Consider the following 15,301-nt stretch of genomic DNA (forward strand, 5'->3'; position numbering starts at 1 on the left):
GAGCGTGAGATTATTCTACTCGCCGGAGCTTTGAGTTGGGAAGCGGGAATGGCGGTTGGCGCGGCCAAAGCGGCGGGCAATATCCAGGCGCAGGTTGGAGCGGGCCAGGGCAGCTTCGGCGGCCAGGTAGGCTTCGGTGCCGCGCGGCAAGCCTTCGGCCAGGCGCTGCTCAGCCTCACGCTTGGCGCGTTCGGCGCGGTTCACATCGATCTCTTCGATGTTCTCGGCCGCATCGGCCAGAATGGTGACGATGTCGGGCTGGATCTCAGCCAGGCCGCCGGTTACGGTGAACAAACTCTCCTGAGAGCCTTGCCTGACCTTGACGACACCCGGGTGAAGGGTTGAAAGCAGGGGCGCGTGGTTGGGCAGCACACCCATTTCGCCATCGTGGCCGGGGATGGTCACGATGTCTGCATCGCCTTCAAAGACGCTGCGGTCCTGGGAAACAATTTCGCAACGGATGGTCATGACAGATCAGTCCTCATCTGCGCCGGTCGGGCAGTTTTACTGCCCGACCGGACACATTGGTGAGCTAATTATTCGGCCAGCTTCTTGGCCTTCTCTACGGCCTGGTCGATGTTTCCGACCATCATGAAGGCCTGCTCAGGCAGGTCGTCATGCTTGCCGTCGAGAATTTCACGGAAGCCGCGCACGGTCTCGGCCAGGGATACGTATTGGCCGGGGGTGCCGGTGAACTGCTCCGCCACGAAGAAGGGCTGGCTGAAGAAGCGTTCCACCTTGCGGGCACGCGCCACGATCAGCTTGTCATCTTCGCTCAGCTCATCGATGCCCAGAATGGCGATGATGTCCTGCAGGTCTTTGTAGCGCTGCAGCACACGCTGCACTTCGCGAGCGGTGCGGTAGTGCTCTTCGCTCACAACGTTGGGATCCAGAATGCGGGAGGTGGAAGCCAGCGGGTCCACGGCGGGGTAGATACCCTTATCCGCAATGGCACGCTCCAGGGAGATGGTGGCGTCCAGGTGGGTGAAGGTGGCTACCGGAGCGGGGTCAGAGTAGTCATCTGCGGGCACGTATACGGCCTGCATGGAGGTGATGGAGCCGGTGCGGGTGGAGGTGATGCGCTCCTGCAGTTGACCCATTTCAGTGGCTAGGGTGGGCTGGTAACCCACGGCGGAGGGCATGCGGCCCAGCAGCGCCGACACTTCGGAGCCGGACATCGAGAAGCGGAAGATGTTGTCGATGAACAGCAGCACATCGCGGCCCTGGTCACGGAAGTACTCCGCCATGGTGAGGGCGGTGAGGGCCACGCGCAGGCGGCTGCCGGCGGGCTCGTTCATCTGGCCGTAGACCAGCACGGTGTCCTTGAGCACGCCCGACTCGGTCATTTCGCGGTACATCTGCGTACCCTCGCGGGTGCGCTCACCCACGCCGGCAAACACGGAGTTACCTTCGTGCTCAGTGGCGATGGAGCGGATGAGCTCCTGAATGATGACGGTCTTGCCTACGCCGGCGCCGCCGAAGATGCCGGTCTTACCGCCCTTGGTGAAGGGGGCAATGAGGTCAATGACTTTGACGCCGGTTTCGAAGACTTCCACGCTGGTGGACTGATCTTCGAAGGCAGGCGCATTGCGGTGAATGGCGTAGCTGGTCTCGCTGTTGACCGGGCCTAGGCCGTCGATCGCCTGGCCAAGCACGTCGAACATGCGGCCAAGGGTGGCAGTGCCAACCGGTACAGTGATAGGCACGCCGGTGTTGACGACTTCCATGCCGCGCTGCAGGCCGTCAGTGGTGTCAAGAGCAACACCACGCACCTGGCCTTTGCCTAGGTGAGTTTGCACTTCCACCACCACTGGACCCATATCGGGGCGCTGGATTTCGATCGCATCATAGACTTCGGGCATGTTGGCTTCAGGAAACTCCACATCCACCACACCCCCCAGAATTTGGACTACGCGTCCGTTCACTTCTGCCATCCGTTCCTCCGCTAGCTGGCCTGGGCCAGCGCTTCCGCGCCGCCGGCAATATCCAACATTTCGTTGGTAATGCCTTGCTGGCGCACCTTGTTGTATTCGAGGGTAAGGCCCTTGCCAAGTTCACTGGCGTTATCGGTGGCGTTCTTCATGGCCACCATGCGGGCAGCATGCTCGCTGGCAAACGATTCCAGCACCGCCTGGTACACCTGCAACGCCGTAAAGCGCGGCACGATCTCTTCCAAAATTTCGTATTGGCCCGGCTCATAGATATATGAGGCCGAGGCATCTGTCTGGCTCGGGTTGTCAGACTGCACCAAGCCTTCAGCATGTTCAAACTCCAGGGGCAGCAGCTTCTTGATAACCGGCACCTGGCGGATCATATTGACAAAGTCGGTATAAACGAGGAAGACCTCATCGGCCGTGCCAGCCAGGAACTCATCCACCAAAATACGGCCGATGGCCGAAACATCCGAGAACTTTGGCTCGGCTGGCACATCTATGAATTGCGCCATCACGTTAAGGCCGCGGCGGAACAAGAGCTCGGAGCCTTTGCGCCCTACTGGAATGAAGCGCACCGGGACAGGGTAATTCTGAAAATGGCTAAGCGTGTGGCGCAGCACATTGGTGTTGTACGGGCCAGCCAGGCCGCGATCACCGCTGACCATAACCACCAGAGCGCTTTTGACATCCGGGCGCTCCAGCAGCAGCGGGTGCAGGTTGCTGCGGCCGGGCTGCTTGGCAATATGGGTCAGGACTTGCCAGGCCTTGGTAGCGTAGGGGCGGGTGGCCTGCACCATATCCATGGCTTTGCGCACGCGGCTGGCGGAAACCGCCTGCAGGGCGCGCGTCACCTGGGAGATGTTCTTGATGCTCTTGATGCGTAAGCGAATTTCGCGTGTGTTAGCCATACTTGCTCACTGATCCTGACGTATGCCTAGGACCAGGTGCTATTGAAGGTCTCGATGGCGCTCTTTAGACGAGCCTTAAGCTCGTCGCTAAGGGCTTTCTTCTCGCGGATCTCCTTGAGGATGTCAGAGTGCGAGGCATCCAGGAAGCGAATAAGGGAAGCTTCCCACTCGTTCATGCGCTCGATCTCGATCTTGTCCGCCAGGCCGCTGGTACCAGCAAAGATCACCGCAACTTCGTGCTCCAGTGCCATTGGCATGTATTGAGGCTGCTTGAGAATTTCCTGCAGGCGCTGGCCGCGGTTCAGTTGAGCCTGAGTGGCCTTGTCCAAGCCGGAACCGAATTGAGCAAAGGCCGCTAATTCGCGGAACGAAGCCATGTCCAGACGTAGACCACCAGCCACCTGCTTCATGGCTTTGGTTTGGGCGTCACCACCTACGCGCGAGACAGATTGGCCGGCGTTGATGGCCGGGCGGATGCCCGCGTAGAACAGGTTGGCTTCCAGATAGATCTGGCCATCGGTGATGGAAATAACGTTGGTGGGCACATAGGCCGAAACGTCACCCAGTAGGGTTTCAATGATCGGCAGCGCAGTCAGTGAACCGCCGGAATGCTTGAGCTCAACGATCTTGCTGTCCTTGGCGCCCTTCAACGCCTCTTCGGCGTTGTGCTTGGCCAGAGGGCCACTGAAAGCCTGGCCGTCTTTCTCTTCAGCCACGTCCCCGCTGAAGCTATTGGGCACAACCACGTAGCCATCCGCCAGGCGGGCGGCACGCTCCAGCAAGCGGGAGTGGAGATAGAAGAGATCACCCGGGTAGGCTTCACGGCCCGGGGGGCGGCGCAACAGCAAGGACACCTGACGGTAAGCCCAAGCATGCTTGGAAAGATCATCGTAGACGATGAGCGCATCGCGCCCGGTTTCCATGAATTCTTCACCAATGGCACAACCCGCGTAAGGGGCAATGTACTGCAGCGCGGCCGATTCGTCAGCCGAGGCCACCACGATCACGGTGTGGTCCATGGCGCCGTGCTCTTCTAAAATGGCAACGGTGCGCGCAATGGCGGCTTTCTTCTGGCCGATGGCCACATAGATACACAGCAGGTCTTTACCCTTCTGGTTAATGATGGCGTCGATCGCCAAGGCGGTTTTGCCGGTCTGGCGGTCGCCAATGATGAGCTGGCGCTGGCCACGGCCAACAGGGGTGAGAGCGTCAATACCCTTGATGCCGGTTTGCACCGGGGTGTCTACGTCTTTGCGGCGAATCACACCCGGAGCAATGCGCTCGATCGGGCGGTACTGGGTGAAGGCGATGGGGCCTTTGCCGTCGACGGGTTCGCCGAGGGCGTTGACCACACGGCCAACCATGGCATCGCCAACCGGCACAGACGCAATGCGCCCAGTGGAGCGCACAGTCATGCCTTCGTTAATGCCGGAGAATTCTCCCATGACGATGATGCCGACGTTGTCACGCTCCAGGTTGAAGGCAATACCCATTACGCCGTTCTCAAACTGCACCAGCTCCTGGGCTTTCACCTGGGCCAGGCCGGTGGCGCGGGCAATACCGTCACCGGCGGCTGTCACCGTGCCGACATCACGCAGCTCAAATTCAGGCTTAAAGGAATCGATCTGCTTTTGCAGGCTGGAAGAAATATCTTTGATCATGTCAGTCATGGGTCAAATCTCCGCATTTCGCGAAAGGGATTTAGCCAATTTAGGCATTTGGGTAGATGATAACAGATAGGCTCCAATTAGTCCAGTATTTCACAAACCAATTGCACGGGCGGTTTGGAGCGCGGCCAGCAGGCTCGTTATAATTTCTGGCACTTTTGCCGAAAATGCCGAAAACGACCAGTAGTCTCATCTCCCCTCTACAGGCTGAGCTTGAGAGCCTGCGCGCCAAACTGGCGCGGCGCCGTGAGTACATGGACCTGCTCGATGTGGAGCTGACCAACACCCGCAGCGCCCTGCAGGAGTTCACTGACCTGTATAACCGCCGCATCGGCCCTCTGGAGGCGCACCAGCAGCGCCTGCAGCGCCAGCTGGAGGAGTTGACCGTCGATCAGGCCCCGCCATCCAACGATTGGCGCGGCGCCCGCGGGCCGCGCCGCTTTGGCGCCGCGCCGGCGGCGGAGGGCGAAGCCCAGGAGCCGGAGGCTGAGCACCCCTTCAAAAAACGGGCCGCCCCTACCTCGCAGGATATCAACCACGAGCGCCGCGTGCGCGACCTGTTCCGCCGCCTGGCCAAGCGCTACCACCCTGACCTGGCGCAGGATGATGAGCAGCGCAAATGGCACGAAGACATCATGGCCGAGATCAACCAGGCCTACAGCGCCAAGAATTTGCAGGCGCTGGAAACGCTGGATAGGCGCATGGAACTGGAAATGGACATCAGCCCCACCCCGGCTGTAGAACTGGCGCGGCTGACGGTGGAGTTGCGCCAGCTTGAGACGCTGATATTTGATATGGAGCAAACCATCCGCGAGCTGGACCTTTCACCAGCCATGCAAATGCGCACTGAACTGCGCACGGATCAGGAAGATGGCCGCGACACGTTGGCCGCCCTGGAGCGCGAAATGCGCTCACGCATCGCTGCGCTGGAAGAACAGGTGCTGGTATTGGGGGGAGAGTTGGCAGAGAAGGAAAACGGCGCCGAAGACGCAAAGGCGAACTAGGCTGGTTTTTTAAAGTAGCGCAGCGCCAGCTTCAAGCGCTCTTCAATATCAGCGGGGGCGTCTGCTGGCACAGATTGCAAAGCGGCCTGGGCCTCGACCACGCTATATCCCAATGCCAACAACGCATCCAACAGATCGCCATCCGCGGGCTGTGCCATTGGCACGGGCGCATCGCCCTCCATGGGCAGAATGCGGTCAGCCAAATGCAGCACGATCTTCTGAGCGGTCTTACTGCCCACACCGGGCACCTTGCCCAGCACCGCGCTCTGCCCGCCCAGCACGGCGGCGCGCAGGCTGGTGACGCTGAGGGCGGTGAGGATCGCCAGGGCCAACTTGGGGCCAACCCGCTCCACGCCGATCAGCATCCTGAAGGTGTCACGCGCTTCAGGGGATGGGAAGCCGTACAGGCTCAGCTCGTTCTCGCGCACCACCAGATAGGTGTGCAGGCTGAGGCTCTGGCCAATTTGGGCTTCGCTCAGCACGCCGCGCGGCACGCTGACCTTGAAGCCCACGCCGGACAGCTCCAGCGTCATACTGCTTTCACCGATATGGGCCACCCGCCCGCTGAGCGAAGAGATCATGGCTAGATCAGGAAGGCCGAGCCGATGCCAACCACCACCACCAGCAGCATGCCCGGCCAGATGGCACGGCGCAGGCCTGGGGAAGCCGAGGTGAGCACAATACCGCCCTTGAAGAGTGTGTTGGTCATCGTAGCAATGACGATGCCCAGCGCGGCCGTGTTGAGGCTCAGGCCACCGCTGTAGCTGAGCTCAGCCAGACTAAGCGTGATGGCATTCGAGTCTGAGAAGCCAGCGACGAAACTGGAGAGCAAGACGCCCTGCTCTCCAAGGTAGAGCTGTGCAGCACGGTTGATGAGTAACACAAACGCATACAACAAGCCAAAGCGCAGCGCAGACATCAGGTCAAACGGGTTGCTGAACTCCACCTGGCTGTTGGCCGGGCTGCGCTTCGCGACATATAGATAGAAGGCATAGCCCAGACCCGCCAGAGCGGCCAGCGCAAGCGGCTTCCACACCACCTCGACCAAGGCCATATTGACGATGGCGATCTGCACGATCACGCGCACGAACATGACCGACCATGCCAGCAGCACGCCAAAACCCAGCATGCGCACCAAACGGGCCTGCTTTTTGCTGCGGGCCGAGAAGCTGAGCGTGACCGCGGTGCTGGATACCAGGCCGCCCAGCAGGCCGGACAGGCCGAGCCCTTGCTCGCTGCCCAGCACCTTGATGAGCACATAGGCCAGGAAGCTGATGCCGGAGATGAGCACCACCATCAGCCAGATCTTGAAAGGATTGAGTACATCGAACGGCGCGGGCAGCAGGGCCTGATTTGGCAGCACCGGCAGCACCACCGCAGTAATGACGAGGAATTGCAGCGCGGCCTGAATGTCCTCGCGCGTCAGCGCCGTGACCAGCCGGTCCGTCTCCAGCTTGATGGAAAGGATCAGCGTAGTGGCTACGCCCAGCGCAACCGCCAACCCTACATAATCCCAATAGCACAGGCCGCCCAGCAGCACGGTAATGAGCACGGCCGCTTCGGTGGTCATGCCCACATGCTGGTCGCTGGCCTTGAAGTAATAGCCCACCACCTGCATCAACCCCACTGCCAGCAGCAGGCCAAAGAAGATGAGCGGCTGGTGGTAACGCTCAGACGCCATGGCGGCCAGGCTGCCCGCCAGGGCGAAGAGGGCGAAGGTGCGCTCGCCAGCGGGGATGTTCTTGCCGCGCCCGCCATGCGAGAATTCGCGCTGCAGGCCGATGGAGAAGCCGATGACGAGCGCGGCGCCAAAGCGCAGGAACAGATCCCATTCGCTGATCATTGTGCACGCTCCATGGCCGCCACTGTGCGGCGGGTGTTGAGATGGCAGATGGCGATCGCCAACGCGTCGGCGGCGTCATCCGGCTTGGGCATTTCAGACAGACCGAGTAGAGTTTTGACCATACTTTGCATTTGGTGTTTATCCGCCGCGCCGTAACCGCTGACGGCCTGCTTGACCTGATTGGGCGTGTAATCCGCCACGGCCAGCCCGGCCTGCTGCAGCGCCAGCAGCACCACGCCGCGCGCCTGGCCCACGCTCATGGCCGTGCGCACGTTGCGCTGAAAGAAGAGCGATTCGACCGCGGCGCTGGCCGGCCGGTGGGTCTCCAGGATGGTGACCAGTCCTGCGTGGATCTGCGCCAGGCGTTCGCTCAGTTCCATTTTGGCCGGGGTGAGGATGACGCCCCAATCCACGCATTCCAAATTGCCAGACGGCGTCTGGCGTACGAGTCCGTAGCCGGTAATGGCCGTGCCGGGGTCGATTCCGATGGCCAACATAGACGTTAGAGCTGGGCCAAGGCTTCGTCGCTGATCTTCAGGTTGCTTGCGGTAGCCTGAACGTCGTCGATCTCTTCCAGGTTTTCAATGAAGCGCAGCACTTGCAGACTCTCGCTGGCGGTGAGCTCCAGCTCCTGTTTGGCTTGCATGCGCAGACCGGCATCATCGATGGCAATGTTGGCCTGGCGCAGCGCATCGCCGATGCGCTTGAACGCGTCGACCGGGCCGGTCACTTCCACCTGGCCGTCTTCGTACCAGATGTCATCGGCGCCGGCTTCCACGACCAGTTCGAACAGCTCTTCTTCGCTCTTGCCTTGAGCGGCAAAGGCAAAGAAAGCCACGCGGTCAAACTGCCAGTTCACCGATCCGGTTTCGCCCAAAGTGCCGCCGTTGCGGCTGAAGGCATGGCGCAGCTCGGAGACGGTGCGGTTGCGATTGTCGGTGACGGCTTCCACGATGACGGCCACGCCGTTGGGGCCGAAACCTTCATAGGTCACCTGCTCCAGGGTGGCGCCGTCCTTGTCCTCGCCCGTGCCGCGCTTGATGGCGCGGTCGATATTGTCGCTGGGCATGTTCTCGCCCTTGGCTTTATCGATCGCCAGGCGCAAGGTGAAGTTGGTTTCGGGGCTGCCGCCGCCCTCGCGGGCAGCGATCGTGATCTCGCGCGCCAGGCGGGTGAAGACGGCGCCGCGCTTGGCGTCGGTTACGGCTTTCTTGCGTTTAATGGTGGACCATTTACTATGACCGGACATACGTACCTCTACAAAAAATTATACGCAAATTAAGGGAGCAAGTGACGAGTAATCAGACAAGAGTATGAAAGCATCACTTCCTCTGCTCCTTTCTCTACCTTATACTCGCAGTGTGGCTAAAACATCCGAACTGATGGACGCCCACGCGTTGCGCACCCGGCTGGAGCGCGTGCAGCGCGTGCTGGAGGCCAACCGCTCGCTCAGCGCCACGCTGCAGCCGGAGGAACTGGTGCGCGCCATCGTGCGCGCCGCGGCCGAGCTGACCCACAGCGAGCAAGGCGCCCTGGCCCGCTACGACCCCCAGAGTGAGGCGCTGCGCCTGGTGTTTGCGCCCTGGCTGCCGAATGAGCGCCGCGAAGCGATCTCATTGCCGCTCGAGAACAATCCTATAGGCCAGGCCTACCGGGGCCTGTGGCCAGTACTGCTGAGCGAAGCGCACGAAGCCCAGCCAGAGCTGGAGGCACGCAGCCTGCTGGCCGTGCCGATGGTGGCCGACGGGATCGCCATCGGTGTACTGTGCGCGGTGAACAAGCGCGATGGGGAATACGACAAAGAAGACGTGCTGGTGATGGAAAGCCTGGCAGCCCAGGCCGCGATTGCCCTGGAAAATGCCGAGATGCTACACCAGGCCCGCCAAAGCTACACAACCATGGCCGAGCTGGACAAGCTGCGCAATGACTTCATCGCCATCACCTCGCACGAGTTGCGCATTCCGTTGGGCCTGGTTCTTGGTCATGCCAGCTATTTAAAAGAAATCCTGGACGGCGAAGCCAGGCAACAGAGCGAAACCATCGAGAAAGCCGCCCTGCGTCTGAAACAGATCGTCGAAGATCTCTCCAAGATCGAGCTGGCACAGAGCGGCACCGCCGTGCTGCGCACACAAAGCTTTGACGTAGCCGCTCAGATGCAAACCTTGCTTCAGGCGCACGAGGCCCGCGCCAACGAAGCTGGCATCGTACTCAGCAGCCAGATCCCGGCGGATTCCATATACATCACCGCGGATGCCAACAAACTCTTCGTGGCGGTGGACCATTTGCTCAAGAACGCGATCAGCTTCACCAACCCGGGCGGCATGGTGCAAGTAAGCCTGGCCGAGCATCCGGACGCCGTCGAGATCCAGGTGGCGGACAGCGGGGTAGGCATCCCGGCTCAGGATCTGCCACGCATCTTCGATCGCTTCTTTCAGGTCGAAGACCATATGACCCGCCGACACGGCGGCATGGGGCTGGGTCTCACCATCACGCGCACGCTCGTCGAACTGCAGGGTGGCTCGGTGAGCGCCGAGAGCGTTGAAGGCAAAGGCAGCCGCTTCACCATCCGCCTGCCCCGGCAGGCCTGGGCAGAGCAAGACTAAACGCGGATATAATCACGGCTCATTTTGCGAATGGCTGCGCCATTCGCGTTGGAGTTTGCTGCGCAAACTCCATAGATGAAGTTACAATTCTTGTTCATTCGGGGCGTTGTGGCAAAAGGCTAAAGCCTTTTGCCGCGTGCTCGAGAGTTCTCGGGGCGTGGCGCAGCCCGGCTAGCGCGCACCGTTCGGGACGGTGAGGTCGAAGGTTCAAATCCTTTCGCCCCGACTGACAGAAAGCCTGGTCTTTGCCAGGCTTTTTGATTCCTAGACGTGCAGCCTTCATCCCTTTGGTTTATTCTTAGCCCCGCATGTCAGCCTTGCAACGCATCAATGCCTACCTTGACCGCATCTGGCCGCCGGATGCAGCCAACCGCATCCGGTTGGACCTAGTGGCGTTGGCCCTGGCCGGCGGTTTGATATTGGGCTGGCTGCTACGTGACGCACCTCTACTAGGCTACGACTGGCTCACCATGTTCCATGCCAACACCGCCACAGACGTCTACTACCCACCCTGGACATCGATCGTGCTGTGGCCGCTGGCCGAGCTGCCCTGGCGGTTGGGGCTGGCGTTCATCAATGGCATCACCATTGCTGCGGTAGCGGTTTGCACGTACCACCAAGGCGTTCTGGGTCAGAATCGCTGGCGTATTCCAGCCACGCTGCTGGCCGTACTTACATTTCAAGTAGCCATGGTGTTGTGGCTCGGCCATATTGATGGTCTGGCGCTGTTAGCCATCCTTGGCCTGCCGTGGTTGGCGCCGGTAGTGCTTATGAAAGCCACCTTTGTCGGCTTCGCAATCTTTGCGCGCAAAAGCTGGTTCATCGCCGCGCTGGCCTTTGGCCTACTCAGTCTGCTGGTTTGGCCCGGCTGGCCAGGCAGCCTGGTTGGCACGCTGGGCTTTCGCAATACGCACCCTTCGGCGGCGGGTTGGGCAGTGACCGGCTGGCTGCCCGCCGGGTTCGGCGTGCTGATGCTGACGTTCAGCAAGCGCACAGACTGGCTACAGCTGATGGCCGCCGGTTCGCTGCTATACCCGTTCCTGTTGCCGTATCATTCGCTGGTGCTGCTGCCCGCCTTTGGCGCCTTGCGCGGTTTGCGCCTGCTGACGGCCTGGTTAGCCGCCTGGCTTATGCTCATCCCCGTCGCACTCAATGAACATTACTGGCTGTACTTGGTGATGCCAGCGCTGTTGTGGTTCTGGCGCTACCGCCAGAACGGCCCACAGCATACCTGGCTGGCCCAGCTTCAAGGCAGGCGCGCATGAAACGCATCATTCAGTCACTTTTGCAAGACCCCTTGCGCTACGCTCCCTGGTTGTATCTGGCCGCTTGCTTGCTGGCCTATGGGCCACTCATCCCCTGGTTGGGCTTTTATTGGGATGATTGGCCGATTATTCTTTTTATTCACAACAAGCAGTGGGGTCAGCTTCTGACCCATTTCAGCTATGACCGACCTTTCTCTCCATGGCCTTTCTTTATTATCGGGCAGTTGGGCACACACCCGCTGGTATGGCACCTCAGTGCACTAGTGATGCGCTGGCTGGGCGTGCTGGGCCTGGCCTGGGCGCTCAAACCCCTATGGCCGCGCCAGCCGCGCTTCATTCTGTCTGTGGCGTTGCTGTTTGCAGTCTATCCGGGCTACCTTACCCAACCTGTACCAGCCACCTTCGCCACCCAGCTGGGTGCACAAATCGCTTTCTTCGTCTCATTGGGCGCGATGGCACATGCCGCAGCGCACCCAGCCCATTATTGGCAGTACACCCTGCTCGGGCTTGCGGCCGCGCTGGTGCACATGTTCACCATGGAGTATTTCGTCGGGCTGGACATGGTGCGCGTGCTGTTCCTCTGGCTGATCCTGCGCCGCCAACACAGCTCAGAAAACTGGCTGACCTCCGCCAGGCGCGTAGCCGCCCAATGGGCTCCATATCTGCTGGTGCTGGCCGCCTGGCTGGTCTGGCGCTTCTGGCTGCTGGAGCTGCCCCAGGAACCGTATCCGCTGGAGCTAAGTCGGAACCCGCTACGCTTGCTGGCCCAGCTCGGGCCCGGCGCACTGCAGGATCTTTGGCACGCGCTGATCGGCGTGTGGCGGCTTGTCCTGCAGCCTAGCTTCTGGCCGGCCTGGGTGTTGGCCGCCCTCAGCGCGGCCGGGTTTAGCCTGCTGCTCACCCGCCTGCGCGACGAGCAGCAAAGCGAGCCCTTGCGCCAGGCGGCATGGCTGGGCCTCGCTGCAGTCTTTCTGGGCCTGATGCCTATCTGGATCACGGGCAACCGCGCCAACGAGGGCGACTATGGTAGCCGCTATTTGATGGCTGCGCTTTTCGGCGCGTCCCTTCTTGTGGTGTGGCTGCTTACGAAGGTGATTCGCTCCACGCGCTGGCGCGCCGTGACGCTGGCAATTTTGCTCGGCCTATCCGTAGGCAGCCATGTGCGCAATGCCGAGCTTTACCGGCAGGACTGGATTGCGCAGCGCAATCTGTATTGGCAGCTAAGCTGGCGCGCCCCCCATATTGCGCCGAGCACTGCCATCATCACCCCAGACCGGCTGACCCCCTTGACCGGTGAACCTTTGCTTGGGGCTGCGCTAAATATGCTCTATCCCATCCACAGCGCAGCTCCCGTGGCGGACCTATGGAACCTTGAACTACGCTATTCGCACACTCTTGACCCCATTCTGCGCGGCGAAACTTTTGACATCAACTACCGCGGGCACATCTTTCGCAGCGAGAACCCCGACAGCCTGCTGATAGTGCGCATGGCGCCGCAGGGCGGCTGCCTGTGGACCTTGAACGCTTATGACGAGTTCAACCCTTACCTGACGGAAGAAGAACGTCAGGTAGCGGCCTATTCCAATCACACGCGCATTCTGCAGCAGGGCACAGCGCCGAACACGAACATTTTCGGTTCCGAGCCGCAGCATGGCTGGTGCTACTACTACCAACGCGCTCAGCTGGCCAATCAACTTGGCGACCCTGTCACGGCACTGCTGACGCTTAACGCAGCTGAAGATCAAGGGTTGCAGCCTGCGCTCAGCATTGAGTGGCTGCCGCTGGTGCAAGCCCATGCCATGCTAGGCCAATGGCCGCAGGCCACTGAAGCCAGCCAACGAGCCCTTGGCGACGGGCCGGCCGCCGGCGCCATGCTGTGCGCCATGTGGGCAGACTGGCAGGCACAGGCGCCGGCGGAGGTGTATGCAAGCATCACCCAGGAAGCAGGCTGCACTCAATAAAAAAACACCGCTCTTGCAGAGCGGTGTTCTAGTTACACAGAAACCGAGAGATATTGCTGGGCCAGCTGGCGCATTTGCTCATACCCGATGGGCTTGAGCAGCACCTGGTCAGCCAGGCCGGCAAAGCGGGCCACCGCGCTGGCGTCACCGGTGGTGATCACCACTCGTGTATTGGCAAAGCGCAATTGGCCGCGCAATTGGCGCAGAATAATGTCGCCTGAGAGATTGGGGATATGCAGGTCAAGCAGCACAAGATCAGGCGTTGTGAAAACCAGCTGCGCCTGGGCTTTGTGGCCGCTGTCCATCACATCGGCCTGATAGCCACAGTCTTGCAGAGCGCGCTGAAAGATCTCAGTCACTGCCTGGTCGTCATCCACGACCAATGCATACGGTGCGTTCATGTGCTCCTCCTCAGCTGTGCGGGCAGCACAGCCAGCATACTGGCCAGGGCTCGGCGAAGCCTGCTGTATGCACAGCGTCCAGTACTCTAATAACACTGTACGGGCCAAAAGGTTGCCAGCCTCAGGCTGGGAACGAATGGCAACCCTCGCAGTTATGCGTTCGCATGTCCCTCATCCCCAGCCGACAGCCCTCTTGCTTGACAGCCACTATCAAAAATAGCGCTGGCCGCCTGGGATATGGCAAGATACCTGGGTCAGGGTGAGGCAATTGCCAGATATCTTTTAAGTTGCACCCCCCACCCCCACACTGAAAACGAACAACATCTGGCAAACCAGAGCTGTCGGGAAGCACCGCTCAGCCCCTTTGGGCAGGCTCCCGTTGACTCTTTATTGGCGCGTATGGTATTATGCGCCCCGCCTTACGCCCCAAGGCTATCGATCGCAAAGGCGACGGTTGCCGGGGCGAATTTGTGCCAGGAGAATAAGCAGATCAGTACATCTGAATACCGTGTAAACAGAGCCATTCGGGTAAAGGAAGTCCGCCTCATTGATGCGGACGGCGAAAACCGTGGAATTGTGCCAATCGAAGAAGCGCTCAGGATCGCCGCCGAGGCGGGCCTGGACCTGATTGAGGTTGCCCCCAATTCCAAGCCGCCAGTCTGCCGAGTGGTCAGCTACGGTAAGTTCACCTACGAGCGCACCAAGAAAGAACGTGAGGCGCGCAAGGCACAGAAAAAGGTCGAGATCAAGGAAATTCGTCTGCGACCCAAGACCACCGAGCACCACCGCGGTTTCAAAACCAAGGCGGCGCGTGGCTGGCTGAACGAAGGCAAGAAGGTCAAGGTTCGTATCCGCTTCCGCGGCCGCGAGCGTGACTATCCTGAGATCGCTTTGCAGGATCTCAAGGAGATTGCCGCCGAGTTGCAGGACATTTCGATCATTGAGCAGGCCCCCGAGTTTGAGGGGCGCACGCTGCTGATGGTGCTGGCCCCTAATGAAGGCGCGGGCAAGGATGCCGCCAAGGGCGAGGCCAAGGAAAAGAAAGAACCTGCGGCTAATGGCGCAGAAGAATAGCGCTCAGCTAAAGCGCAAGAGGAGTTGTTGTGGCAGTTAAGAAATTTCGCATGAAGACCCATAAAGCCACCGCCAAGCGTTTTCGCTTGACCGGGTCTGGCAAGCTGGTGCGCACCAAGGGCGGCAAGAGCCACTTGCGCCGCCGCACTTCGGCGCGCACCAAGGCAAAATTCACGGAGATGATCCCCGTGCAGGGCAAAGCCCTGCAGAAGCGCATCCGCCAGTTGGCGCCGTACATGAGCAAGTACCGCGCCAACCCGGCCACGCGCACGGCGAAGTAGAGGAAGCATGGCACGAGTAAAAACCGGTATTACCCGCCGCAAGCGGCACCAAAAGGTTCTCAAGGAGACTAAGGGCCAGTTTGGCACGCGCTCCAAGTTGTACAAGCGCGCTAACGAAGCCCGCCTGAAGAGCCTGGCCTATGCCTATCGCGACCGCCGCAATAAGAAGCGCGATTTGCGTGGCTTGTGGATCATGCGCATCAACGCTGCGGCCCGCCTGAACGGCGTGAGCTACAGCCAGTTGATGAATGGCCTGAAGAAGGCCAACATTGAGATCAACCGCAAGATGCTATCTGACATTGCAGTGCGTGACGCGGCTGCCTTCAAAGCCGTGATGGCCCAGGCCAAGCTCAACTAGCA

General features: G+C 60.5%; 16 protein-coding genes and 1 tRNA gene. 8 read left to right on the top strand and 9 right to left on the bottom strand.

Going from position 1 to position 15,301, the window contains the following annotated elements; all coding sequences use genetic code 11:
• Window positions 1-15: 15 nt before the first annotated feature.
• The 4 genes from atpC to atpA all read right to left on the bottom strand — a co-directional run bounded on the left by atpC (window position 16) and on the right by atpA (window position 4,512).
• Window positions 16-468 carry an ATP synthase F1 subunit epsilon gene (gene atpC, locus KIT08_04890; GenBank protein UYN90575.1) on the bottom strand — a complete coding sequence of 151 codons (453 nt, stop codon included), beginning with the start codon at window positions 466-468 and terminating at the stop codon, window positions 16-18.
• 68 nt (window positions 469-536) lie between these two features.
• Window positions 537-1,934 carry a F0F1 ATP synthase subunit beta gene (gene atpD / locus KIT08_04895; protein ID UYN90576.1) on the bottom strand — a complete coding sequence of 466 codons (1,398 nt, stop codon included), beginning with the start codon at window positions 1,932-1,934 and terminating at the stop codon, window positions 537-539.
• An 11-nt stretch (window positions 1,935-1,945) separates the two neighbouring features.
• Window positions 1,946-2,842 carry an ATP synthase F1 subunit gamma gene (gene atpG, locus KIT08_04900; protein ID UYN90577.1) on the bottom strand — a complete coding sequence of 299 codons (897 nt, stop codon included), beginning with the start codon at window positions 2,840-2,842 and terminating at the stop codon, window positions 1,946-1,948.
• 26 nt (window positions 2,843-2,868) lie between these two features.
• Window positions 2,869-4,512 (bottom strand): F0F1 ATP synthase subunit alpha, encoded by a 1,644-nt coding sequence (gene atpA / locus KIT08_04905; GenBank protein UYN90578.1) that lies wholly within the window; start codon window positions 4,510-4,512, stop codon window positions 2,869-2,871.
• Window positions 4,513-4,667: 155 nt separating this feature from the next.
• Here atpA and KIT08_04910 point away from each other — a divergent pair, with 155 nt between their 5' ends.
• The gene (locus KIT08_04910) at window positions 4,668-5,513 is read left to right on the top strand and encodes a hypothetical protein (protein ID UYN90579.1); all 846 of its coding nucleotides are present in this window, start codon (window positions 4,668-4,670) and stop codon (window positions 5,511-5,513) included.
• Here KIT08_04910 and ruvA read toward each other — a convergent pair.
• From ruvA to KIT08_04930, 4 genes are read right to left on the bottom strand one after another with little or no spacing between them, the layout of a single operon-like run.
• Entirely contained in the window at window positions 5,510-6,094 is a 585-nt protein-coding gene (ruvA, locus tag KIT08_04915; GenBank protein ID UYN90580.1) for a Holliday junction branch migration protein RuvA, read from the bottom strand. The two genes, KIT08_04910 and ruvA, sit on opposite strands and share 4 nt — an antisense overlap.
• 2 nt (window positions 6,095-6,096) lie before the next feature.
• The gene (locus KIT08_04920; GenBank protein UYN90581.1) at window positions 6,097-7,356 is read right to left on the bottom strand and encodes an MgtC/SapB family protein; all 1,260 of its coding nucleotides are present in this window, start codon (window positions 7,354-7,356) and stop codon (window positions 6,097-6,099) included.
• Entirely contained in the window at window positions 7,353-7,853 is a 501-nt protein-coding gene (gene ruvC, locus KIT08_04925; GenBank protein ID UYN90582.1) for a crossover junction endodeoxyribonuclease RuvC, read from the bottom strand. The genes KIT08_04920 and ruvC overlap by 4 nt, the downstream gene beginning before the upstream one ends.
• A 5-nt stretch (window positions 7,854-7,858) precedes the next feature.
• Window positions 7,859-8,605 (bottom strand): YebC/PmpR family DNA-binding transcriptional regulator, encoded by a 747-nt coding sequence (locus KIT08_04930; protein ID UYN90583.1) that lies wholly within the window; start codon window positions 8,603-8,605, stop codon window positions 7,859-7,861.
• 112 nt (window positions 8,606-8,717) lie between these two features.
• On the opposite strand from KIT08_04930, the gene KIT08_04935 reads away from it, so the two are divergent.
• The 4 genes from KIT08_04935 to KIT08_04950 all read left to right on the top strand — a co-directional run bounded on the left by KIT08_04935 (window position 8,718) and on the right by KIT08_04950 (window position 13,185).
• On the top strand, window positions 8,718-9,959 hold the full coding sequence (locus tag KIT08_04935; GenBank protein UYN90584.1) for a GAF domain-containing protein: 1,242 nt from the start codon (window positions 8,718-8,720) through the stop codon (window positions 9,957-9,959).
• Between the two features lie 151 nt (window positions 9,960-10,110).
• Window positions 10,111-10,185, top strand: a tRNA-Pro gene (locus KIT08_04940).
• 82 nt (window positions 10,186-10,267) lie between these two features.
• A complete protein-coding gene (locus KIT08_04945) occupies window positions 10,268-11,224 on the top strand; it encodes a hypothetical protein (protein ID UYN90585.1) in 957 nt (318 codons plus the stop codon).
• Window positions 11,221-13,185 (top strand): hypothetical protein, encoded by a 1,965-nt coding sequence (locus KIT08_04950; GenBank protein UYN90586.1) that lies wholly within the window; start codon window positions 11,221-11,223, stop codon window positions 13,183-13,185. The genes KIT08_04945 and KIT08_04950 overlap by 4 nt, the downstream gene beginning before the upstream one ends.
• A gap of 32 nt (window positions 13,186-13,217) precedes the next feature.
• On the opposite strand, the gene KIT08_04955 is transcribed toward KIT08_04950, so the two are convergent.
• Window positions 13,218-13,586, bottom strand: a complete 369-nt coding sequence (locus KIT08_04955; GenBank protein UYN90587.1) for a response regulator — start codon at window positions 13,584-13,586, stop codon at window positions 13,218-13,220.
• Window positions 13,587-13,985: 399 nt separating this feature from the next.
• On the opposite strand from KIT08_04955, the gene infC reads away from it, so the two are divergent.
• Genes infC through rplT form a run of 3 tightly spaced genes read left to right on the top strand, consistent with a single transcriptional unit; the run spans window position 13,986 to window position 15,299 of the window.
• Entirely contained in the window at window positions 13,986-14,660 is a 675-nt protein-coding gene (infC, locus tag KIT08_04960) for a translation initiation factor IF-3 (protein ID UYN90588.1), read from the top strand.
• Between the two features lie 50 nt (window positions 14,661-14,710).
• The gene (locus KIT08_04965; protein ID UYN90785.1) at window positions 14,711-14,941 is read left to right on the top strand and encodes a 50S ribosomal protein L35; all 231 of its coding nucleotides are present in this window, start codon (window positions 14,711-14,713) and stop codon (window positions 14,939-14,941) included.
• A gap of 7 nt (window positions 14,942-14,948) precedes the next feature.
• Entirely contained in the window at window positions 14,949-15,299 is a 351-nt protein-coding gene (gene rplT / locus KIT08_04970) for a 50S ribosomal protein L20 (protein ID UYN90589.1), read from the top strand.
• Window positions 15,300-15,301 lie beyond the last annotated feature (2 nt).

It is taken from the genome of Anaerolineales bacterium (assembly GCA_025808555.1).
Classification (GTDB): domain Bacteria; phylum Chloroflexota; class Anaerolineae; order Anaerolineales; family UBA11579; genus JAMCZK01.

Bases quoted from the DNA above. Each gene is read 5' to 3' on its own strand.
- atpC (UYN90575.1), bottom strand. From the start codon at position 468: ATGACCATCCGTTGCGAAATTGTTTCCCAGGACCGCAGCGTCTTTGAA.
- atpD (UYN90576.1), bottom strand. From the start codon at position 1,934: ATGGCAGAAGTGAACGGACGCGTAGTCCAAATTCTGGGGGGTGTGGTG.
- atpG (UYN90577.1), bottom strand. From the start codon at position 2,842: ATGGCTAACACACGCGAAATTCGCTTACGCATCAAGAGCATCAAGAAC.
- atpA (UYN90578.1), bottom strand. From the start codon at position 4,512: ATGACTGACATGATCAAAGATATTTCTTCCAGCCTGCAAAAGCAGATC.
- ruvA (UYN90580.1), bottom strand. From the start codon at position 6,094: ATGATCTCTTCGCTCAGCGGGCGGGTGGCCCATATCGGTGAAAGCAGT.
- KIT08_04920 (UYN90581.1), bottom strand. From the start codon at position 7,356: ATGATCAGCGAATGGGATCTGTTCCTGCGCTTTGGCGCCGCGCTCGTC.
- ruvC (UYN90582.1), bottom strand. From the start codon at position 7,853: ATGTTGGCCATCGGAATCGACCCCGGCACGGCCATTACCGGCTACGGA.
- KIT08_04930 (UYN90583.1), bottom strand. From the start codon at position 8,605: ATGTCCGGTCATAGTAAATGGTCCACCATTAAACGCAAGAAAGCCGTA.
- KIT08_04945 (UYN90585.1), top strand. From the start codon at position 10,268: ATGTCAGCCTTGCAACGCATCAATGCCTACCTTGACCGCATCTGGCCG.
- KIT08_04950 (UYN90586.1), top strand. From the start codon at position 11,221: ATGAAACGCATCATTCAGTCACTTTTGCAAGACCCCTTGCGCTACGCT.
- KIT08_04955 (UYN90587.1), bottom strand. From the start codon at position 13,586: ATGAACGCACCGTATGCATTGGTCGTGGATGACGACCAGGCAGTGACT.
- infC (UYN90588.1), top strand. From the start codon at position 13,986: ATGGTATTATGCGCCCCGCCTTACGCCCCAAGGCTATCGATCGCAAAG.
- KIT08_04965 (UYN90785.1), top strand. From the start codon at position 14,711: ATGAAGACCCATAAAGCCACCGCCAAGCGTTTTCGCTTGACCGGGTCT.
- rplT (UYN90589.1), top strand. From the start codon at position 14,949: ATGGCACGAGTAAAAACCGGTATTACCCGCCGCAAGCGGCACCAAAAG.